Raw genomic sequence first — 18,879 nt, 5'->3', positions numbered from 1 at the left:
TCTTCATAACCCGCATAACCATCAACCTGGAGATAACTGGGGTAATGACCTAAAAAACCTTTCGGGCACGATGCAGCCCGACTGGGGTGGTAGTCGTAAATGACGATGTTTTTGTGCGGACTGGGAGTGTTTGGTGAGTCGGCTCCGGTGCAATACACCCACATATCACTGATTTCAAACGTATCGCCACATTTTCCCGCATGCGATTTGAAAATAAGTGAAGACTTGTATTGAAAGGGTCTAGCCCCAACTCCTGCTCCACAGTCAAGGTCAATCCTTTAATCGATTTACGAAAGTCAACATGAGTGAGATACAGATAAGATGTGCGCCAAGTTTCGGTATCTTGGAATAATTACAGTACGATTAAGGTCAGCGCGATTAAGGCCTAGCACTGCAATTGTTACTGAGTACTTAGGGTTGCTTTTGCATGTAAAAAGGCGCTTCTCCGACCAGAAAAGTAATCAGGTTAGCATGGGTGTCGTGTGTAAACTCGAAGTCTGCAAACGCATCGCAGCGACCCTGCTCGTCATGTAAATAGATCAAGTAGTGCTCAATAGGGCTCTGAGCATCTTGCTTGACGTGCAATGTATTTCGCTCGTACCGACATTTACGCTTCAAATCGCTACTCACGAATCGCAATAACGATAACTCACACGTCTCTTTTCCTTGAATATCTAATCCAATAACGGTATTACCCTCACTGTATTGCCATTTACCCGCGATAGGACTGGACGCGCAACCAACCATCATCGAGACCATCCACCCCGCAAAAAAGCTCGTAACGGAGCCCTTAAAGATCATCCACATGATTTATCCCCTTGTAAGTATGACTTTTAGTGTATGCGATAAGATAGGCGCATTGCCGTATTTTTCACATGATAACGCAACAATAACATCGCTCACATACCCATGGTATATCTTTGGTGTACGCCATGCTACTGGGCTCGGTGTATCATTGCGTCGCTGGGTTTGAATATTTCACCTAAGACTACATAACCGAAATTTAATCATGATCAGGCCTTAATAATTGCTGCTCAATCAGCTGCTCTTCAACACGCTTTAGCTCACTTAATGTTAAAGCTTTATAACCGCGCCACGATAGCCAACCATAGCCCCACTTAAAGGGTGTAGGCCAAAAAGGAGAGCCCCCCACTCGAACTCCCAGCAACATCACAACACCAATCGCCGGCTCACCCACCTGCTCAACACAAGACCACAACGCTTCATCTGCGGCCAGCCTCTCCCAATAATCGCCACCTTTCCAATAAGCCATGTCATGCGCCACACAGCACTCGCGCCACAGGGTAGTATCCCAAAGTACTCCATCAGGAAATAGCGAGCAACCATCTGTTTCGAAAGGCTTCAAAGAGTCAGTTGGTGTCATCATAGGCAAAGGCTCGGCCAAAAGGCCTGAACTATAAGCCACAACAGGGCAACCTAACCAGAATGTCAAGCCAATTAGCCGAGCCATATGGTATGATTGTAGCATTTTCATATTTTTATCCGATTGCTATGATCAATTGCGATAACCTTACAATAACGTGATATTCAACAAAAAAGTGGCGAGACCTAGTATGACCCGTGTATATGGCATAAAAAACTGTGACTCCGTAAAAAAGGCCGTATCTTGGCTTAAAGATCACAATATAGAATATGATTTTTTTGACGTGAAAACATGTGGCCTCACGCTCACTCATTTAGAACAATGGCGTGAAGCATTAGGTGCCGATACCTTAATTAATAAACGCAGCACCACCTGGAAGCAACTCTCACCCGAAGATCAAGCGCGTGTACTCCAGCCACAAGGTCTAGCCATCGCCCTAGCCAATCCTACACTCATTAAGCGCCCCTTATTAGAGCATAAAGAGACGATCGCTGTTGGATTTAGCGATACACAGTATCAGGCTATTTTTAATCTCGACAGCCAATAACGTACACTCGAGGCTTTATTGCATCACCCTTTATTGATAAATTGAACGTTTTAGGAATGACTAATGATACAAGTTTACGCCCTCGGTTTAGGTATTGGCCATCACAATAATCATGGTGACTGGCTAGATACTTTTTTTGCTCTACCCTTGATCAACCCCACAACCGACCTTGCCGAGGCTTTTGTTAGTGTGCTTGGCGTCACCGCAGAGCAAGGTACCTATGTCCCCAATACGCAACAGCTGACCCAATTAGCCAACACTCTAGAAGCGATTGACCCTCAACAAGCGGCTTTGGCTCGCCAGCTTATCGAGACTAAAGCACCTATTTGCGCCGTTGTGTTAAGCCAAGACAGCGGCCCAAAAACTGTACCCGAAGCCTATCTTAAGCTACACCTTTTAAGTCACCGCTTAGTCAAACCTCACGAAACAGCCTTAGAAGGTATTTTTGGTTCACTCCCCAATGTCGCATGGACCAATCAAGGCCCTATCGACTTAACCGAACTACCGGCCAGGCAGTTAGCCGCACGTCTCAGCGGTGAAGTCCTCAGTGTTGAGAGCGTCGATAAATTCCCTAAAATGACTGACTACGTAGTCCCAACGGGTGTGCGTATTGCTTCAACTTCGCGCGTGCGCTTAGGCGCTCATATTGGCGAAGGCACTACAGTTATGCATGAAGGTTTTGTTAACTTTAATGCCGGTACTTTAGGCGTGAGCATGGTTGAAGGTCGCATTTCTGCCGGTGTTATAGTGGGTGAAGGCAGTGACTTAGGTGGGGGCTGCTCAACGATGGGGACGCTTTCTGGTGGCGGCAATATCATTATTTCTGTCGGTAAAGAAAGCCTTATTGGCGCCAATGCCGGTATTGGTATTCCATTAGGTGATCGCTGCACCGTAGAGTCGGGTTTGTATATAACGGCCGGTACCAAAGTGGCTTTGCTCGATGACAGTAATCAATTAGTCGAAAACATCAAAGCTCGCGACCTCGCAGGCAAACCCGACTTGCTCTTTCGTCGCAATTCATTAACTGGTACAGTTGAGTGCAAAACCAATAAAACGGCTATCGCTCTTAACGAAGAGCTCCACTCACATAACTAGCCTGCCAAAACAGGACGGGCGCTTAGTAAGCGCCTTGCCGTACCTTTCACTATGGGCAGCGGCCTTGCACTCAGGCAAAAGATCAATGCCTTGCACCAAGGTAGCGGTTTTGTACTCTAACCTTGCCGTGCCATCGTGTACATTGCCCCTATAAAGCAGCATGAACCCAACCACACTCCCACCACATTACTTATTGACGGAAAAGACGTATTTCATGACTCACTTAAGCCCGACCATTCAACTTGCCTGCGACCTTATTGCTCAACCTTCGGTAACACCAGAAGACGCCAACTGCCAAGAAATAATGATCGCTAGACTCGAAAAAATCGGCTTTAAAGCTGAGCGCTTACGCTTTGGTGAAGTCGATAATTTTTGGGCAGTGCGCGGTACCGAAGGCCCGTTATTGGCTTATGCAGGGCATACCGATGTAGTACCTACAGGCCCAGTTGCACAATGGAAGCACCCGCCTTTCAACCCTATTGTTGAAAATGATATTTTGCATGGTCGCGGCGCCGCCGACATGAAAGGCAGCCTTGCAGCCATGATTACCGCCTGCGAAAACTTTGTGAATGAATACCCCGACCACTCTGGTCGCATTGCCTTTTTAATTACTAGCGACGAAGAGGGCCCTGCGGCAAATGGCACAGTCAAAGTGATTGAATGGCTAGAAGCCCGCAACGAAAAAATGACGTGGTGTCTAGTTGGCGAACCTTCAAGTACACATAAGGTTGGCGACATCATTAAAAATGGCCGTCGCGGCTCGCTGGGCGCAGAGCTCACCGTAAAAGGCAAGCAAGGTCACGTAGCCTATCCACACTTAGCTCAAAACCCCATTCATTTAGTTGCGCCCGCTATTGCACAACTCACCAGTGAAGTATGGGATAACGGCAATGACCACTTCCCAGCCACCACCTTCCAAGTCTCAAACTTTAACAGCGGCACGGGAGCGACTAATGTTATTCCTGGTCAAGCCAACATTATTTTTAACTTTCGCTTTTCGACAGAAGTGACTGAGCAGCAATTACGCGCACGCACCGAAGCGATATTGGACGCACACAATCTCGACTATGACTTAACTTGGAAGCTCTCGGGTAATCCATTTTTAACCGCAGAAGGCAAATTGGTCGAAGCCGCCGCTGGTGCCATTCGGCATGTGACTGGCTATGAGACCGAGCTATCAACCTCCGGCGGCACATCCGACGGCCGCTTTATTGCGCCCACAGGTGCGCAAGTGGTTGAACTAGGCCCCTTGAACGCCACAATTCATCAGGTCAACGAGCATGTCTGCGCCTCTGATCTCGACAAGCTCAGCCTAATTTACCAAAATATGATGGAGCGCTTATTCATAGCGCCTTAAAACCCATGAGCCAAGAGCAAACCCTAACGCACCTCAATAACGCCGGCGAAGCCCACATGGTGGATGTTGGTCAAAAAGCCATTACCGAGCGCAGCGCCACGGCTGTCGCTCACGTTGTTATGCAACCGGCCACCTTGCACATGATTAGCCATGGCCATCATAAAAAAGGCGACGTCTTTGCCGTTGCTCGCATTGCCGGCATTCAAGCGGCCAAACAAACCAGCCAGCTTATACCTTTATGCCACCCACTCATGCTAACTAAAATTGCCGTCGACTTAACCACCGAAGCCACGCACAACCGTGTCCGCATAGAAGCGACTTGCCAACTCGCAGGCAAAACCGGTGTAGAAATGGAAGCGCTCACCGCTGCGAGTATTGCCGCACTCACCTTATACGATATGTGTAAAGCAGTTGATAAAACCATGGTGATCGAGGGTACAACACTACTCGCCAAAAGTGGCGGGCGCAGTGGCGACTGGACCCGTGACGACGGGATAACCTAACAGCAACGGTTGACAATGATCGCCGGTCTCCATGATTAAAGCGCTAATTTGAAGGACATAAAATATGATCACCATAAAACTCTGCCTTTTCGCCTCATTAAGCGAAGCGCTCGATACCCGTGAGGCCCTAATACAACTGCCTCCCGGTAGCACGCTAAGCAGCCTCAAAAGCAACCTGATTCACCGCGATACAAAATGGCAAGCATTAAATGATGACCGTATTTTGTGCGCGGTTAACCATGAAATAATCGGCCAGCCAGAGTTTATGTTAAACAACCATGATGAGGTTGCATTTTTTCCGCCGGTGACCGGCGGATAAAACATCAAAGTTATTTATCACTATTGAGCTCAATTGATAAATTTCACCGGCTCAAGTACAAAGGCTTGTAATATTGTCGTGAGCGGGTCCACTCTCAATAAAGAGGTGTCAACGTGATAGAGAAAAGCTGGGCCTTTATTCACTAGGGTCCAAAATTGGTAAGCCTGTAGACACATGCATCTTGCCTTGCGCATCGATCACAACAGCCTCAACGCCTGCCAATCGATTGACCAATGCCAAACCCTTTTCCACCCCCAGCACAAAAACGCCTGTCGCTATTGCATCAGCCATAAAAGCGCGCGGGGCAAGTACCGTAACGGCTTGACAGTGATTGGCAGGGTAACCGGTATGCGGATCGATGATATGACTGTAGCGCTTGCCATCATGTATAAAAAAGCGCTCATAGTCCCCGCTCGTAGCCACGGCGCTATTAGCGATAGGTAACAGCGCAATAAGTTGATCGGTATTACGTGGATTTTGAATACCCACTTGCCATAAGCCATTCTTATGTTGCCCTTCGGCATATAAATCACCACCAGCATTAACCGAGAACTCCCCAAAGCCTTGCTGGCGTAAAATGTCACTCGCACGGTCAACAGCATAGCCTTTAGCAATACCACCCAAGCCTATCTGAGTGCCCGGATGGGTAATAAAAGCCGTCATGTTTTTGCGATCTAATTTTAGCCGAGTGTAGTCAATACGACGAATAGCACGATTAATTTGCGCTGGTGTCGGTATTTGAGCTTTGCGAAAATCCCACAGTTTACCCACACTCGCAAAGGTAATATCAAACTTGCCTTGCGTTTGCTGGCTCAGTTGTTGTGCTGCAGTTAATAACTCAAAAAGCTCAGCACTGATGTGTACGGGGCGCTTACCAGCAGCTTGATTGACGCCGCTAATCATAGAGTCAGCTTGCCATTCCGACATCACCAAGATAATGCGCTCCATTTCAGCAATCGCCAAGTCAATAGCCGCCTCTGCTTTTGCAGCCTCTTCGGTAACCACAATAAACTCTACGCGGGTAGACATCATCGGTACCGTACGGGTAACGCGCGCACGAAGCATACTATCGATATCAGTCGTATGGTGCTGAGTCTGTAACACTGATTTAACAGGGGTCAACTCCGCCGCCAACACATCCGCCAGCCATAAACACAATACGGCCACCAGTATAAAAGCTTGACACAGTCTTATTTTATGAACTGTCATACGCAAATAACTCGAGTAACCCATTTCAACCTTCGCCATGCGCTGCGATTGTTTGCGCAATTGTTGCTTGTAAACCTTTAGATAGGCGATGGGTTTTAACTTTTAGTTCGCCATTTGCACCCAGCAATACAAAACCCGGGGTGCCGCGCACATTAAAGCGATCCGCTAACACTAAATCAGGATCAGAGATTGACGCGTAGCTCAATGTGTATTTTTGTTGAATGCTCAACCCCTTTTCTGGGTTTTTATTGACATTCACCCCTACAATATTGAGCTTAGGAAACCTCTGCTGTAATTTTTTGATATGCGGAATTTCGGCTAAACAAGTGCGGCACCAAGAAGCCCAAAATATAGCTAACGTGGGTACACCAGGTTGTGAAAAATTTAGCTGCTGCACCGTACCATCAATATTTTTATAGGGTATGGCCTGTAGACTGCCAGTAATAACTGCATTTTCTCTATCGGGAGCAGCCACCACTGCCTTTTCATCAGCAGAGGCAGTAGCTGCATGAGTCGCCATAGTGTAAGCACTGAGTACGAGTACCGCGACTGAATAATATTTTTTCATCGGAAAGACCACCCAAACGTTAACCAATAAAGATCCAAACCATCACCGCGCTGATAATAATTAAAACCTAACTCGTATGTATGAAGAAAACCCCATAGACGCTGAGGATTGTAGAAAGCCAATAACACGCCCGCACTCGTGCCTGTAAAACGCCCCAAATCGCTATCAGAGGTTTGCAATAATTGCGGCTGATCAAAATCTATACCATAAAAGTTAGCGGCGCTTTGCTTGTAGTAGCGCACTGAGGTTTGCATACTCAAACGATTGTCGTATAAGTTAAAATAATAACGCCCCTCTAGTACATCAGAATCAATACCCCAGCTATCCCAATAGCGACCGTAACCCAGCTGATACGAATCACGTGTTAAAGCCCGTTTATAGCGTACAGATAATGTATCGCGGCTACGGGATTGAGGGACACGCTCGTAATCAAAAGTAGCATTCGCGCGAACAGCATTATAGGAGGTAGCCAAAAAACCCTCTTGCTCGGTATGCGTCCAACTCAAGTTTACATGTGAGTAGGCATTAATACTCTGAATTAGCGAAAAATCGGTGGTGTAAGTTTCACGCGTTTCTTGCTCAAATTCTTGACCATCAAAACGAATATTGCGTACGCGATCATCGTAAGCTGTTAATTTAAAACCTAGCGCCGTGGAGCCTTCATCAAATACTTGTCCTACGGCAATATTGACCCCTTCGGTACGATAGGTATATTCGGTACCATAAGTAGCATGGATAGAACCACTGAAGCCTTGACTATTTTTATATAGCCAACCCAAATCCCAACTCAACCTGCCATGATCATCGGTAGTGGCACCGGAAATAGTCTCGGCCTTTAAGCGCGCATTATCCCAAGAGGCTGCGGTGACAATAACACCGGTAAACTTCGCCTGCACAGCATGGCTGTCGTTAACCCGCTTGCGCAATAACACGATACCCTCTTGTATACTGGCATCTTCGTCAATATAAACGTTGCCGCCACTATCATCTGCACCATCGTTTTGCTCATAAATAATACCGCGCACAGCAAAGAGGTCATCTAACTCGTCGGCCGTTGGTTCGGCATTGACTTTCGGCCCAAGCAGCATGACAACCAATAAATATGAAATCAGTAGGCAAACCCCAGAAGTAGAGCCGGCGGGTAACGATACCTGTCTTAATAACATCCACAGCCTCCACCGCCGCCGCCAGAGAATACACCAGAGGCACCTTCGCGCGCTTGGTATATCTGATTGGTCAGGTCGCTAGAAAGCGCAGGAGCATCAAATTGCATATCGCTGCGCGAAAGCTGCTCTCGCTCGTTAAAGCGTACCGATGTACAGCCAGAGCTGATACAGAGCAAGCACAAAATTGTGCAGACGCCGGTATATTTCATGAGTCATTCCCCTTTACAAAAAGTAGCAGTGCAGGCAGCAGTAGGGCCAAACATCCACTTTTTAATGATATTGTTTTGCAACTATTCAGCGATATCGCAGTTGGCCACTAACACGAGCAAATCATTGCCTGGGCTGCTCAAGCCATCGATGACTTTGCACTCCTATCAAGTAGGGGCCGGACTGAATAACTCCATGATCCTTGACTAACTCGATGGCTCTTCAGGTATATTAATAACAAAGGTAACGAGCTAACTCAGCCATAAAATACAGCATCTATAAGGCGCTCTCGTAGCGACCCAATGCAATTCATCAATATCAATTCACCAATAATAAACCTACCCGATGACACTACACTCATCAGCACACACCTGAATCCACACCTGTTAATAAAAATAAAATGATTCTAATGAATACTAGTCAGCAGAACAAGGTGATTTTTAGACGTGCAGCAAAATACATGACGGCAAATAAGATAGGGGAAATGAGGCGCAGCCGTATAGAGCCTACGCCTATATTACGAGCCAAAGTCATAATCACAATCCAAAATCATAATCACGATCCGAAATCATAGCTATTTTAGGCAATGCATCGATATACAGTCTATTCAGAACGGGAATAAAAGCAATTATTACACTGAACGTGACTCACAATAATCATTAGCCACCCCACTTAGGTAGACAAAAAATCACTAATGATAAAATTTATACTTCTTGATTTTTGAAAAACCCCTTCACAAAGAGCATGGAGTCGCCTTGCGGTTGCGTTTGAATATAACATATGGCAAGACATATATTCTACAAGCCTAGCAGCAAAGCTACTCACGTTTTTTACTAGTAATCACTCAGCTTTATTATTATAGTCGTGAAAAATCACTACGATATAGGCACCTCATGACATTCGATACACCTTTAAAGATAAAACTCAAAACCCTCACAATAACCGTCGCATTTAGTGTTACAGTAGGCGCGTTGACTGCCTGCCAAGCCTCTAACCTCAAGACACAAGCACCCGTAAAAGCACACACTGCAAATACCCAAGCACAAACCGATAGCATTGCAGACAAAGCATTTTCTAAGTTTTCTGCATCGTTTATTAATCAGTTTTGGCAACTCTATCCAGGCCATGCGGTGTATGCAGGATTTTATCAATATGACAACCTTTTACCTATACCCGACATCAAAACTCAGAAAAAAGAGCTTGCATTTCACCAAAAACAATTAGCATTATTAACAACCATTAACCCCGATACATTAAATGCAAAAAATGCCAGTGATTTTTATATTTTAAAAAATCAACTAGAATCAGAAATCTGGTCTGCCACAGAATTAAAAAACGGTCAATGGGACCCTTCGCAGTATAATGTTGCTGGTGTTTTTGGCGTCATTTTAAACACGCCGTACAAACCCCTGAATGAGCGCCTGAAAACAATTATTGAACGCATGAATCATATACCTGCATATTATCAGGCCGCGCAGAATAACCTTACCAATCCAACACTCACACACACCTTGCTAGCCGTACAACAAAGCAAAGGCACATTAGCTTTATTTGAAAATAGTATTGCCTCAAAAATAGCTAAATCTACCCTACCAAAAAAAGACAAGCAGTTATTCACACAGCGCCTAAATACAAGCTCGACAGCGATTAAACACTATATTAATTGGCTAGACCAAAAAGCTATCGCGTTAGAAAAAAGCACTACAGCTAAAGACTTTCGAATTGGTAAAGATTTATACGAAAAAAAATTCAAGTATGATATTTTTTCTAGCTACACAGCAAAAGAATTATTTACTAAAGCGCTCAGCGAAAAAGAACGAGTTCATCAAGAGATGATTAAAATAGCCGACACGCTATGGCCAAAATATTTTAAAGACACAAAAAAACCTGCCAATAAACTCACAATGGTTAAAGCAATTATTGATCACATCTCTGTTAAACATGTCAAACGCGATGAATTTGTTAACAGCATAAGAAGACAGATTCCGGAACTAGAAGCCTTTGTATTGCAGCATGATTTAATTACCATGGATAAAGATAAACCTTTAGTGGTCAGAGAGACGCCAGAATATCAACGTGGCTTTGCTGGTGCATCAATTAATGCACCAGGACCTTATGATGCGGCGGCCAACACTTATTACAACGTCACCCCACTGGATAACTTTAATGATGACGAAGCAGAAAGCTATTTACGTGAGTATAACCATTGGCTATTACAAATCCTTAATATTCATGAGGCCGTACCCGGACATTACACGCAATTAGTACATAGCAATAAATCAAAGAGCTTAATCAAATCTATTTTTGGCAATGGTGCAATGGTTGAAGGCTGGGCGGTTTACACAGAACGCATGATGCTTGAAGAAGGTTATGGCGATAACGAGCCAGAACTTTGGTTAATGTACTACAAATGGAATTTACGCGTAATCATGAATTCTATTTTAGATTACAGCATTCAAGTCAATGGTTTAACCGAAGATAAAGCATTAGACATGATGGTCAATCAAGCCTTTCAAGAACCCGCTGAAGCACAAGGCAAATGGCGTAGAGCTACATTATCACAAGTACAGTTAACCAGTTATTTTACAGGTTACTCCGAGATCTACCAATTAAGAGAAGAGCTTAAAAAGGCTACAGGTGACAAATTTAATTTAAAAGACTTTCATGATCAGTTTTTAAGTTTTGGCAGCGCACCGGTCCCTATTATCAAAAAGCTGATGTTTGACGATTATGTGAATTCACATAAATAAAGTCATAAATAACTACGACTAAACGCCAAGGTAATAAAAAAGGCACATTAAGTGCCTTTTTTATTACCTGTACTTTTTACATAAGCCGGCAAGGCGACTCACATTAAAGCTAGCAGGGTTTCACCAAAATGATGTGAAATAAATATCACTGACCCTGGCGGTAGCCATCACTCAAAAACTAACCTTTGCCTTTTACAATACCGCGCATTCTTTCTACAGCTTTTTGGCGGGCATCTGTCGTTTTGATACGATTAGCATCCGTGTAGTATTTAAGAGCAGACTCTACATCAGATTTCTTTTCGTAAGCCAAACCTATATTATAAGCTGCGTTGGCCTTTTGCGGTGCTGGCGCACCTTGATAAGCCTGCATAGAGGCCGCAATAGATGCATCGAATTGATTATCTTTCAAATACGCCAAACCTAAATTGGCAAAAGCTTCGTAATTGGCAACATCTAACTGTGTTGCGCTACTAAATCGCTTAGCCGCTGCCGCATAATCTTTGGCACGATAAAGCGCCAATCCTTTTTTGTTTTCGACGTTTGACTCTGTTGTGAAAAAGGGTTTATAGCTATCTTTTAAATATACGAAAGCCAGATCTCCTGATGCCGTCTTTTTAATATCAAGCTGTACTGAGAAAGATTTTTTACAGTTATCACAATAACGAGCAATCGCTGTACTCGTATAAGTGATTGATTCCTTATTTACTGTAAGCTGCTCTCGCGTCTCACCTGAGAGTTTATGAGGTAATTGAATTTTTGCACTATCGTAGGCGATGGGAGTTAATGCATTACCTTCGATCAAATAGACTTGCTCTTTAAAGAAATGACCCGTGCCACTATAATGACAAATGGTTTTAAGTAAGGGTTTTCCCTTGTATTGGCCTATACCGTCGACTGTCAACCAGCAATCTTGAACATCCGATTCGCTCATTGAGTTTATAACTGCGATTTCGTATAACTTACCTGCCATGCGGCGGTAAACGCCAACTTGCTTACCGTTTTGATTATCTTGCATATCAGCGTCAGCAGAGGGTGCCTGAAAGACTCTCGCCTTAGGCTTTGTGTAAAAGTACTCATCATTAATCGCTTCTAGCTCATCAAGACTGCGCGAACTCAGCTTGGGGCACGGCGCTTTATCGCCGTCACACTCTAACTGCGCATCCTTTGATGGTAGCATCGGCGCCGATGCCTTGAGGTTTTGCTTTTCATCTTCCGATGCAGTACAAGCCGCTAGCATCGCAAACATTAATAAACCAATATACTTCATACTATTTAATTCCATCACTCAATAGAGCGTTATAAATTGTTACACTAAAATACCGTACACTCAGGATCCTAAGGCAATATTGCCATAAGATGGCTATTATCACATATTCGCGAGGATTAGGCCTACCGAGCGGCAATCATTTATCTTTAATCTTCGCGAAATACTGGCCAGCGCGCGCCGATATCAGTATCCTTGTCGATATCAGTATCCTTAGGCACCCGTTGACAACCCCTAAGGCTAATACGTAATACGCCACACATATTGATAGACCTTATGGCGCGATTAGGTTACTACTTAGAGCTAAGTGATCACTATATGCCTGAAATAGCATCCACAACACCCACATCTGTTCCTATGAATTCGGTCGGTATCGTGAAACCTGAGCTGATACATTTTAATCAGCCCTTTACCTTAGCCTGCGGCCGTACGCTCGACAACTTTGAATTAATGATAGAAACCTACGGCCTTTTAAATAGCGACAAAAGTAATGCCGTTTTAATCTGTCATGCCCTATCTGGGAATCAACATGCTGCCGGCTTTTATGATGGCGATAATAAACCTGGCTGGTGGGATGCCTACATCGGCCCAGGTAAAGCAATAGACACCAACCATCTTTATGTGGTGGCACTGAATAATCTTGGTGGCTGCGATGGCTCAACAGGCCCCACCAGCCTCAACCCCGAAGATAATCAACCTTGGGGCAGTCGCTTTCCGCCTGTACGCGTGCGCGACTGGGTGCACAGCCAAGCACGCCTTGCCGACCACTTAGGTATTGAGCAGTGGGCTGCCGTTGTAGGCGGTAGCTTAGGAGGCATGCAAGCAATGCGTTGGGCGCTCGAATACCCAGCACGGGTGCGCCATTGTGTTGTTATTGCAAGCGCAATGAAGCTCACTGCGCAAAACATAGCCTTTAACCAAACCGCACGCCAAGCCATTATGGCCGACCCCCAATATACCAACGGTGAATATTTAAAGCACAACACACTACCAGAATCGGGCTTGGGCGTAGCGCGAATGATTGGCCATATTACGTACTTATCCGATGATGGCATGGGCGAAAAATTTGGCCGCCAATTGCGCTCCGGCACCTTCGAGCAAGGCACCGACGAACCTGTAGAATTCCAAATAGAAAGCTATTTACGTCATCAAGGGCGCAAATTTGCTAAAGCCTTTGATGCGAACACTTATATTTTAATGACCCGCGCTCTCGATTATTTTGATTTGGCTCGCGAGTACAACGACAATCCAGTCGAAGCCTTTAAAAAAGCGAAATGCAATTTTGCTGTTATGGCCTTTGACAGCGACTGGCGTTTTGCCCCTGAGCGTTCACACGAAATTGCCACCGCCTTACTCCATGCCAATAAAAATGTTTTTTATGCACGCATAGCATCACCCTACGGTCACGACGCGTTTTTAGTCCCCGGCCAACCCCGCTATGAAGCCCTATTTTCAAGCTATATGCGAAAGGTAATCAGCTCATGCGCCTAGATCAAAAAATTATCGAGAACTGGGTCAAACCCAACGCACACATTTTAGATTTAGGCTGCGGTGATGGCAGATTATTAGAGCACCTTAAAAACACTAAGCACATTACCGGTTACGGCTTGGAAATTAGTGAAGCGGGTATACTGGGTTGCGTTAATCGAGGTATTAACGTGATTGAGCAAAATCTAGATGACGGGTTAAAAAATTTTGCCGACCAAAGTTTTGATACAGTCATTATGTCGCAAGTACTACAAACGATGCATTACCCTGACAAAGTCTTAGCCGAAATGATGCGTGTCGGCCGTGAAGCTATTGTCACCTTTCCCAACTTCGGTCATTGGCGAGCGCGCTGGCACTTAGCTATAGGCGGTAAAATGCCTGTCTCTGATTTACTCCCTTTTGAATGGTTTAACACACCCAATATTCATTTTTGTACATTCAAAGATTTTGAAGTGCTGTGTAAGCAACTCAATTACACCATCATTGACAGGCAGGTGGCCGCCGAAAAAGCCCCCGGTAAATGGCTGCATCCACTCAGGCCCAATTTATTTGGCGAAACAGCTATTTACCGTATTCGTGGGTATTAAACTCCTGCCGTTTAACTACTATCCGATATCCACATCAAAATATGCATGATTACAATGCTTAACCATAATAAATAACCAAGGATTGAATAGTGAAAATATTTCTTACTGGCTTGCTTTTTATAGTCAGCTTTCATTTATATGCCGAAGCCACACCAACTAACACTTTACACCCAAAAGACTTTGCACAGCTCCCTCAAGTTTCTAATATTATCTTATCCCCCGATGGTCAAAGCGTCGCCTATAAAGCCTTTTATGATGGGCAACCTATGATATTTACAAAGGCACTAGCAAAAAAATCTAACATCTCACCCGGTGTTATAGCGCTAGACGGCGCTCAACTTTACTGGATGCACTGGGTCAACAATGAAAAACTATTAGTCGCTTTAATCATTCATGCAGAGCATAACCGCGCAGGAAATTTTAAATACATCAGAACTTTTAGTATTGACCGCAACGGCTTAAACCCCGTTTACTTTAAAATGGGCAGAAATAAATATGGTTATGCGCTGAATAACCCTAAGCTCATTCATTTACTACCCGACGATCCACAACATGTTTTAATGACACTCGACCCTATAGACAGTAAATGGATGCGACCACAGGTGCATAAAGTCAATGTTTATACCGGCGAAAAAACACTCATCGAAGCCAACAGAGGTGAATATCACTATTTTTTAAGTGATAGTAAAGGTAACATTAAAATTGCAGGTAAATTTGGTTTAGGTAGCGGTACCGATATTGGTATTTACATCAAAAAGACACCAACATCTAGTTGGACACTGCTGCAAAAAAAGAACTTTTTAAGCCAGCAAAGGCTAACGCCTCTAAGATTGGATTATGCTCGCGACAATATTTTATTAATGAGCAGCGAAACCATTGGCTATCCGGAAAAAATTAATGACGAAAACATTTATGCCTACGACATCAAAGCAGAAAAATGGCTCGGAAAATATGAGAACAAAACCTACGAGCATGCACAAAAAACTGTAGAAAAAGCCTTTCCCCATCATAGTGTTTTACTAGAATCTGCAGCCAATAACGCAACGCTAGATATAGCAGCCTATAAAATATATAGCGATATTTCACCGCCACGGTTTTTCATACTCAATATGGCTGAAAAAAGACTGGATTTTTTGGCTGCTCAATATCCCAATTTACAAGATAAAGCTTGGGCAGCCATGCAAAAAACACACTATAGCGCACGCGATGGTTTACGTATTCCCGCTTACTTTACACAACCCTTAAAGCAACATAAAAGTAAAACTCAAGACTCAAAAATGCCCGCCATTATTTTCCCCCATGGAGGACCTTGGGGAAACGATAGATGGGGCTTTAATCTCTATGTACAATTTTTTGCCTATAACGGATATGCCGTATTGCAACCTCAATTTAGAGGATCTACGGGCTTTGGTTATGATCACCTTCAAGCGGGATTTAAACAATGGGGTCTCAAAATGCAAGACGATATCAGTGATGGTGTTGCCTGGCTAATCAATAATAAAAATGTAGATCCTAATAGAATTTGTATCGTCGGCAGTAGCTATGGTGGCTATGCTGCCGCCATGGGGCTCACCACCACACCAGCGCTTTACCAATGTGGCATCAGTATTAACGGTGTTTTAGATATGAAAAAATTTGCAGCCAATGCGTTAAGAAATAATGAATATAACCGACAGGTTATCAATACATCATGGAATATGAATAAGATTTCACCCTATCACTTAGCTCAAAATATTGAAGACCCTTTTCTTATTATTTACAGCAAAAACGATAGCGTAGTTAAACCACTGCACTCAATAAAAATGCACAAAAAGCTCAAAAAGCTCAAAAAAGATAGCACCTTAACTCTTTTACCTAGCGGCGAGCACTGGCGCTCCAGCCTTAAAGATGAAGTGATAAAATTTGAGGCTATAGATACTTTTTTAAAGCGTCACCTTCATCATAATTCAGCGCCATAAACACTGAAATATAAACACCGAAAAATAAAAATTAAACCCTAAAATCATTATCCATAAAAAACCTGACTCTGCCATACCAATAATATATGACAGAGTCAGGTTCTAATAAAAATCAAATAGCAAGTTAGCCATTAATTTTTATCTTTATCAATAATTTTATTCGCTTGAATCCAAGGCATCATTTCACGCAATTGGCCGCCAATTTTTTCAATAGGGTGAGCAGCATTTTTACGACGCCATGCAGTCATGCTCGGGTAGCTGGCTTGCCCCTCTAAAATAAACTTCTTAGCATATTCACCCTCTTGAATATCTTTAAGCGCTTGACGCATCGCTTTACGCGACTCTTCATTAATCACTTTTGGGCCCGTCACGTACTCACCGTACTCTGCATTGTTAGAGATCGAATAGTTCATGTTGGCGATACCGCCTTCGTACATCAAATCAACAATCAATTTAAGTTCGTGCAGGCACTCAAAGTAAGCCATCTCAGAGGCATAGCCAGCTTCGGTTAAGGTTTCAAAGCCCATTTTGACCAACTCTACCGCGCCGCCACACAATACCGCTTGCTCGCCAAATAAGTCCGTTTCAGTTTCATCTTTAAAGGTTGTTTCGATAATTGCTGTACGACCGCCGCCAATACCACTGGCATAAGCTAATGCTAAATTTTTAGCATTACCGGTAGCATCTTGATAAACCGCGATAAGATCAGGAATACCCGCACCTTTAACAAATTCACTACGTACAGTGTGGCCAGGCGCCTTAGGGGCAATCATGATCACATCTAAGTCTTTGCGCGGTATCACTTGGTTGTAATGGATCGCAAAACCGTGAGCAAACGCCAATGTAGCGCCTGATTTAATCACAGGTTCAATCTCATTAATATAGAGCTCTTTTTGAAACTCATCGGGCGTTAAAATCATTACCACATCAGCCGCACTAACAGCCTCTGTTACGCTAGCGACTTTCAAGCCATGAGCCTCAGCCTTAGGGATACTGCTAGAGCCTGCACGCAAGCCCACTGTCACATCAACACCCGAATCTTGAAGATTACACGCATGGGCATGGCCTTGCGAGCCGTAGCCAATAACAGCCACCTTTTTGCTTTGGATAATCGAAAGATCACAATCTTTATCATAATAAACTTGCATGGCGTGCTCCTAAATTGTCGCGCTAAATGGACGCGTGAATAGTGTCAGTGTGTGCAATGTTGTGCAAGAGAGCTGTGCAGTCTATTCTTTGAATAGGCTGCCAGTTCAGTCAAGCAAACACTATAAACGCGTTAAAGTGTAATGAGTCTAAGAAAGAATTTAATTATTCTCAAGTGCGATGAGTTTAAGAGCTTTTATAGATCGCGTAAAATGATATATTTGCAACTTATCATTTCATATTATGGGATATAATGAATAGCGAAAAACTTCAACACTTTATTGTCTTGGCTCAAACTCAGCATTTTGCCCGCGCCGCCGAGCGCTGTCATGTCAGCCCGTCCACCTTTAGCCGCAGTATTGCACAGCTCGAAGAAGAGCTAGGCACGCAGTTGGTCGAGCGCGACAACCGAAGCGTTGCACTCACCAGCCAAGGCCATAAGCTAGCACTTGTCGCAAGACAAATACTGCAGCAATGGAATACCCTAAGCCACAGCGTGCAACAACAAGAAGAGCTAGAAGGCAGTTTAAGCATTTATTGCTCGGTGACCGCCAGTTATAGCTTTTTGTACGATATTTTGGCAAACTTCCGGCAAGCTCACCCCAAAATTGCGATTCGAGTGCACACTGGCGACCCTGCCGCTGCCATCGAGCGAGTACGCCAAGGTCACGAAGATATCGCTATTGCCGCCAACGACTCAGCCCTGCCCAGTAACTTATGCTTTAGGCAAATTGCACGCTCACCTTTAGTTTTTATTACTCCACAGCATAACCCTTGGCCTATTGCAGCCAGCACCAAAAAAAGCGCACTGGCGCAAGCTTTTAGTGGTGTGCCTTTTATTTTGTCGGAACAAGGTGTTGCCCGCAAACGCATTAACAGCTGGTTTACCAAGCACAAAATCCAACCCACTATTTACGCACAAGCCGCTGGCAATGAGGCCATTGTTAGCATGGTGAGCTTAGGCTTTGGTGTAGGTTTGGTACCAGCGATTGTGCTCGACAATAGCCCGCTACTCAATAAAGTTCAGCAACTTGACTACCAGCCCGAACTCGCCGCTTATGACGTGGGTGTATGCGTTTTACAAAAGAGACTCAAAAGCCCGGTCATTCATGCCTTTTGGGAGCTGCTGTCATCTAGTCGAACACCCACGAAAAATTGTAGTGGTCAATAAAAACCGGAGAACTTAACAGGCGGATATCCACATATGCTACAGGTTGATTAATTTGTATCTCGCCATTTCAGCCTTCTATTAGAGCCAAGCCTAAAGACGAAATAGCCAGTTAATATTGTAGCTAGGAAATGAATGAACATTTCCAGTTCGGTGAGACTAT

The 18,879-nt window shown here is 44.2% G+C and carries 19 protein-coding genes and 1 pseudogene; 10 read left to right on the top strand and 10 right to left on the bottom strand.

All coding sequences use genetic code 11. The features are described 5' to 3' along the window. The 4 genes and pseudogenes from AC438_RS17265 to AC438_RS15615 all read right to left on the bottom strand — a co-directional run. A partial coding sequence (locus tag AC438_RS17265) for an IS66 family transposase (RefSeq protein ID WP_420798152.1) occupies window positions 1-164 on the bottom strand: 164 nt, incomplete at its 3' end. A gap of 35 nt (window positions 165-199) precedes the next feature. Beyond that, window positions 200-316: pseudogene (gene tnpB / locus AC438_RS17450) on the bottom strand (IS66 family insertion sequence element accessory protein TnpB); the annotation flags it as partial. Window positions 317-411: 95 nt separating this feature from the next. Next, a complete protein-coding gene (locus AC438_RS15620; protein WP_053982194.1) occupies window positions 412-807 on the bottom strand; it encodes a hypothetical protein in 396 nt (131 codons plus the stop codon). Window positions 808-1,003: 196 nt separating this feature from the next. Further along, window positions 1,004-1,495: an FAD-binding oxidoreductase gene (locus AC438_RS15615; RefSeq protein ID WP_238376422.1), complete on the bottom strand. Its 492-nt coding sequence runs from the start codon at window positions 1,493-1,495 to the stop codon at window positions 1,004-1,006. A 79-nt stretch (window positions 1,496-1,574) separates the two neighbouring features. On the opposite strand from AC438_RS15615, the gene AC438_RS15610 reads away from it, so the two are divergent. The 5 genes from AC438_RS15610 to AC438_RS15590 all read left to right on the top strand — a co-directional run bounded on the left by AC438_RS15610 (window position 1,575) and on the right by AC438_RS15590 (window position 5,205). Then, window positions 1,575-1,931, top strand: coding sequence for a Spx/MgsR family RNA polymerase-binding regulatory protein (locus AC438_RS15610; RefSeq protein WP_053982193.1), 357 nt, complete (start codon window positions 1,575-1,577; stop codon window positions 1,929-1,931). A gap of 63 nt (window positions 1,932-1,994) precedes the next feature. Then, entirely contained in the window at window positions 1,995-3,026 is a 1,032-nt protein-coding gene (gene dapD, locus AC438_RS15605; protein ID WP_053982192.1) for a 2,3,4,5-tetrahydropyridine-2,6-dicarboxylate N-succinyltransferase, read from the top strand. Between the two features lie 214 nt (window positions 3,027-3,240). Then, entirely contained in the window at window positions 3,241-4,383 is a 1,143-nt protein-coding gene (dapE, locus tag AC438_RS15600; protein WP_053982191.1) for a succinyl-diaminopimelate desuccinylase, read from the top strand. A 5-nt stretch (window positions 4,384-4,388) separates the two neighbouring features. Continuing rightward, entirely contained in the window at window positions 4,389-4,886 is a 498-nt protein-coding gene (gene moaC, locus AC438_RS15595; RefSeq protein WP_053982190.1) for a cyclic pyranopterin monophosphate synthase MoaC, read from the top strand. Between the two features lie 64 nt (window positions 4,887-4,950). Further along, window positions 4,951-5,205 (top strand): MoaD/ThiS family protein, encoded by a 255-nt coding sequence (locus AC438_RS15590; protein WP_053982189.1) that lies wholly within the window; start codon window positions 4,951-4,953, stop codon window positions 5,203-5,205. 135 nt (window positions 5,206-5,340) lie between these two features. On the opposite strand, the gene AC438_RS15585 is transcribed toward AC438_RS15590, so the two are convergent. From AC438_RS15585 to AC438_RS15570, 4 genes are read right to left on the bottom strand one after another with little or no spacing between them, the layout of a single operon-like run. Then, a complete protein-coding gene (locus AC438_RS15585; RefSeq protein ID WP_162230767.1) occupies window positions 5,341-6,438 on the bottom strand; it encodes an FAD:protein FMN transferase in 1,098 nt (365 codons plus the stop codon). 1 nt (window position 6,439) lies between these two features. Further along, window positions 6,440-6,982 (bottom strand): TlpA family protein disulfide reductase, encoded by a 543-nt coding sequence (locus AC438_RS15580; protein ID WP_053982187.1) that lies wholly within the window; start codon window positions 6,980-6,982, stop codon window positions 6,440-6,442. Continuing rightward, the gene (locus AC438_RS15575) at window positions 6,979-8,148 is read right to left on the bottom strand and encodes a DUF3570 domain-containing protein (RefSeq protein ID WP_053982186.1); all 1,170 of its coding nucleotides are present in this window, start codon (window positions 8,146-8,148) and stop codon (window positions 6,979-6,981) included. The genes AC438_RS15580 and AC438_RS15575 overlap by 4 nt, the downstream gene beginning before the upstream one ends. Further along, entirely contained in the window at window positions 8,139-8,357 is a 219-nt protein-coding gene (locus tag AC438_RS15570; RefSeq protein WP_053982185.1) for a DUF4266 domain-containing protein, read from the bottom strand. Before AC438_RS15570 ends, AC438_RS15575 begins: the two co-directional genes overlap by 10 nt. A gap of 891 nt (window positions 8,358-9,248) precedes the next feature. Between AC438_RS15570 and AC438_RS15565 the strand changes: the two genes are divergently transcribed. Further along, window positions 9,249-11,105: a DUF885 domain-containing protein gene (locus AC438_RS15565; RefSeq protein ID WP_053982184.1), complete on the top strand. Its 1,857-nt coding sequence runs from the start codon at window positions 9,249-9,251 to the stop codon at window positions 11,103-11,105. A 178-nt stretch (window positions 11,106-11,283) separates the two neighbouring features. Here AC438_RS15565 and AC438_RS15560 read toward each other — a convergent pair whose 3' ends face one another. Continuing rightward, entirely contained in the window at window positions 11,284-12,372 is a 1,089-nt protein-coding gene (locus tag AC438_RS15560) for a tetratricopeptide repeat protein (protein WP_156317115.1), read from the bottom strand. 315 nt (window positions 12,373-12,687) lie between these two features. Between AC438_RS15560 and metX the strand changes: the two genes are divergently transcribed. The 3 genes from metX (at window position 12,688) to AC438_RS15545 (ending at window position 16,402) form a co-directional block, all read left to right on the top strand. Next, a complete protein-coding gene (gene metX / locus AC438_RS15555; protein WP_053982195.1) occupies window positions 12,688-13,860 on the top strand; it encodes a homoserine O-succinyltransferase MetX in 1,173 nt (390 codons plus the stop codon). Beyond that, the gene (gene metW / locus AC438_RS15550) at window positions 13,851-14,444 is read left to right on the top strand and encodes a methionine biosynthesis protein MetW (RefSeq protein ID WP_053982182.1); all 594 of its coding nucleotides are present in this window, start codon (window positions 13,851-13,853) and stop codon (window positions 14,442-14,444) included. Before metX ends, metW begins: the two co-directional genes overlap by 10 nt. An 89-nt stretch (window positions 14,445-14,533) precedes the next feature. Beyond that, window positions 14,534-16,402, top strand: coding sequence for an alpha/beta hydrolase family protein (locus AC438_RS15545; RefSeq protein ID WP_053982181.1), 1,869 nt, complete (start codon window positions 14,534-14,536; stop codon window positions 16,400-16,402). Between the two features lie 131 nt (window positions 16,403-16,533). Here AC438_RS15545 and ilvC read toward each other — a convergent pair whose 3' ends face one another. Then, window positions 16,534-17,550, bottom strand: coding sequence for a ketol-acid reductoisomerase (gene ilvC, locus AC438_RS15540; RefSeq protein ID WP_053982180.1), 1,017 nt, complete (start codon window positions 17,548-17,550; stop codon window positions 16,534-16,536). Between the two features lie 251 nt (window positions 17,551-17,801). On the opposite strand from ilvC, the gene ilvY reads away from it, so the two are divergent. Further along, window positions 17,802-18,719 (top strand): HTH-type transcriptional activator IlvY, encoded by a 918-nt coding sequence (gene ilvY / locus AC438_RS15535; protein WP_053982179.1) that lies wholly within the window; start codon window positions 17,802-17,804, stop codon window positions 18,717-18,719. The last annotated feature ends 160 nt before the right edge of the window (window positions 18,720-18,879 follow it).

This window comes from Marinagarivorans algicola (assembly GCF_001292705.1).
Taxonomy (GTDB): domain Bacteria; phylum Pseudomonadota; class Gammaproteobacteria; order Pseudomonadales; family Cellvibrionaceae; genus Marinagarivorans; species Marinagarivorans algicola.
Note: the sequence above shows the minus strand (reverse complement) of the source record. Positions and strands in the feature narration are given on the sequence as shown.

Excerpts from the sequence above, each read along its gene's own strand:
- AC438_RS15585 (WP_162230767.1), bottom strand. The coding sequence starts at position 6,438 with ATGGGTTACTCGAGTTATTTGCGTATGACAGTTCATAAAATAAGACTG.
- AC438_RS15560 (WP_156317115.1), bottom strand. The coding sequence starts at position 12,372 with ATGAAGTATATTGGTTTATTAATGTTTGCGATGCTAGCGGCTTGTACT.
- AC438_RS15565 (WP_053982184.1), top strand. The coding sequence starts at position 9,249 with ATGACATTCGATACACCTTTAAAGATAAAACTCAAAACCCTCACAATA.
- AC438_RS15590 (WP_053982189.1), top strand. The coding sequence starts at position 4,951 with ATGATCACCATAAAACTCTGCCTTTTCGCCTCATTAAGCGAAGCGCTC.
- AC438_RS15580 (WP_053982187.1), bottom strand. The coding sequence starts at position 6,982 with ATGAAAAAATATTATTCAGTCGCGGTACTCGTACTCAGTGCTTACACT.
- ilvC (WP_053982180.1), bottom strand. The coding sequence starts at position 17,550 with ATGCAAGTTTATTATGATAAAGATTGTGATCTTTCGATTATCCAAAGC.
- moaC (WP_053982190.1), top strand. The coding sequence starts at position 4,389 with ATGAGCCAAGAGCAAACCCTAACGCACCTCAATAACGCCGGCGAAGCC.
- dapE (WP_053982191.1), top strand. The coding sequence starts at position 3,241 with ATGACTCACTTAAGCCCGACCATTCAACTTGCCTGCGACCTTATTGCT.
- metX (WP_053982195.1), top strand. The coding sequence starts at position 12,688 with ATGCCTGAAATAGCATCCACAACACCCACATCTGTTCCTATGAATTCG.
- AC438_RS15615 (WP_238376422.1), bottom strand. The coding sequence starts at position 1,495 with ATGAAAATGCTACAATCATACCATATGGCTCGGCTAATTGGCTTGACA.
- dapD (WP_053982192.1), top strand. The coding sequence starts at position 1,995 with ATGATACAAGTTTACGCCCTCGGTTTAGGTATTGGCCATCACAATAAT.
- metW (WP_053982182.1), top strand. The coding sequence starts at position 13,851 with ATGCGCCTAGATCAAAAAATTATCGAGAACTGGGTCAAACCCAACGCA.
- AC438_RS15610 (WP_053982193.1), top strand. The coding sequence starts at position 1,575 with ATGACCCGTGTATATGGCATAAAAAACTGTGACTCCGTAAAAAAGGCC.
- AC438_RS15570 (WP_053982185.1), bottom strand. The coding sequence starts at position 8,357 with ATGAAATATACCGGCGTCTGCACAATTTTGTGCTTGCTCTGTATCAGC.
- ilvY (WP_053982179.1), top strand. The coding sequence starts at position 17,802 with ATGAATAGCGAAAAACTTCAACACTTTATTGTCTTGGCTCAAACTCAG.
- AC438_RS15620 (WP_053982194.1), bottom strand. The coding sequence starts at position 807 with ATGTGGATGATCTTTAAGGGCTCCGTTACGAGCTTTTTTGCGGGGTGG.
- AC438_RS15575 (WP_053982186.1), bottom strand. The coding sequence starts at position 8,148 with ATGTTATTAAGACAGGTATCGTTACCCGCCGGCTCTACTTCTGGGGTT.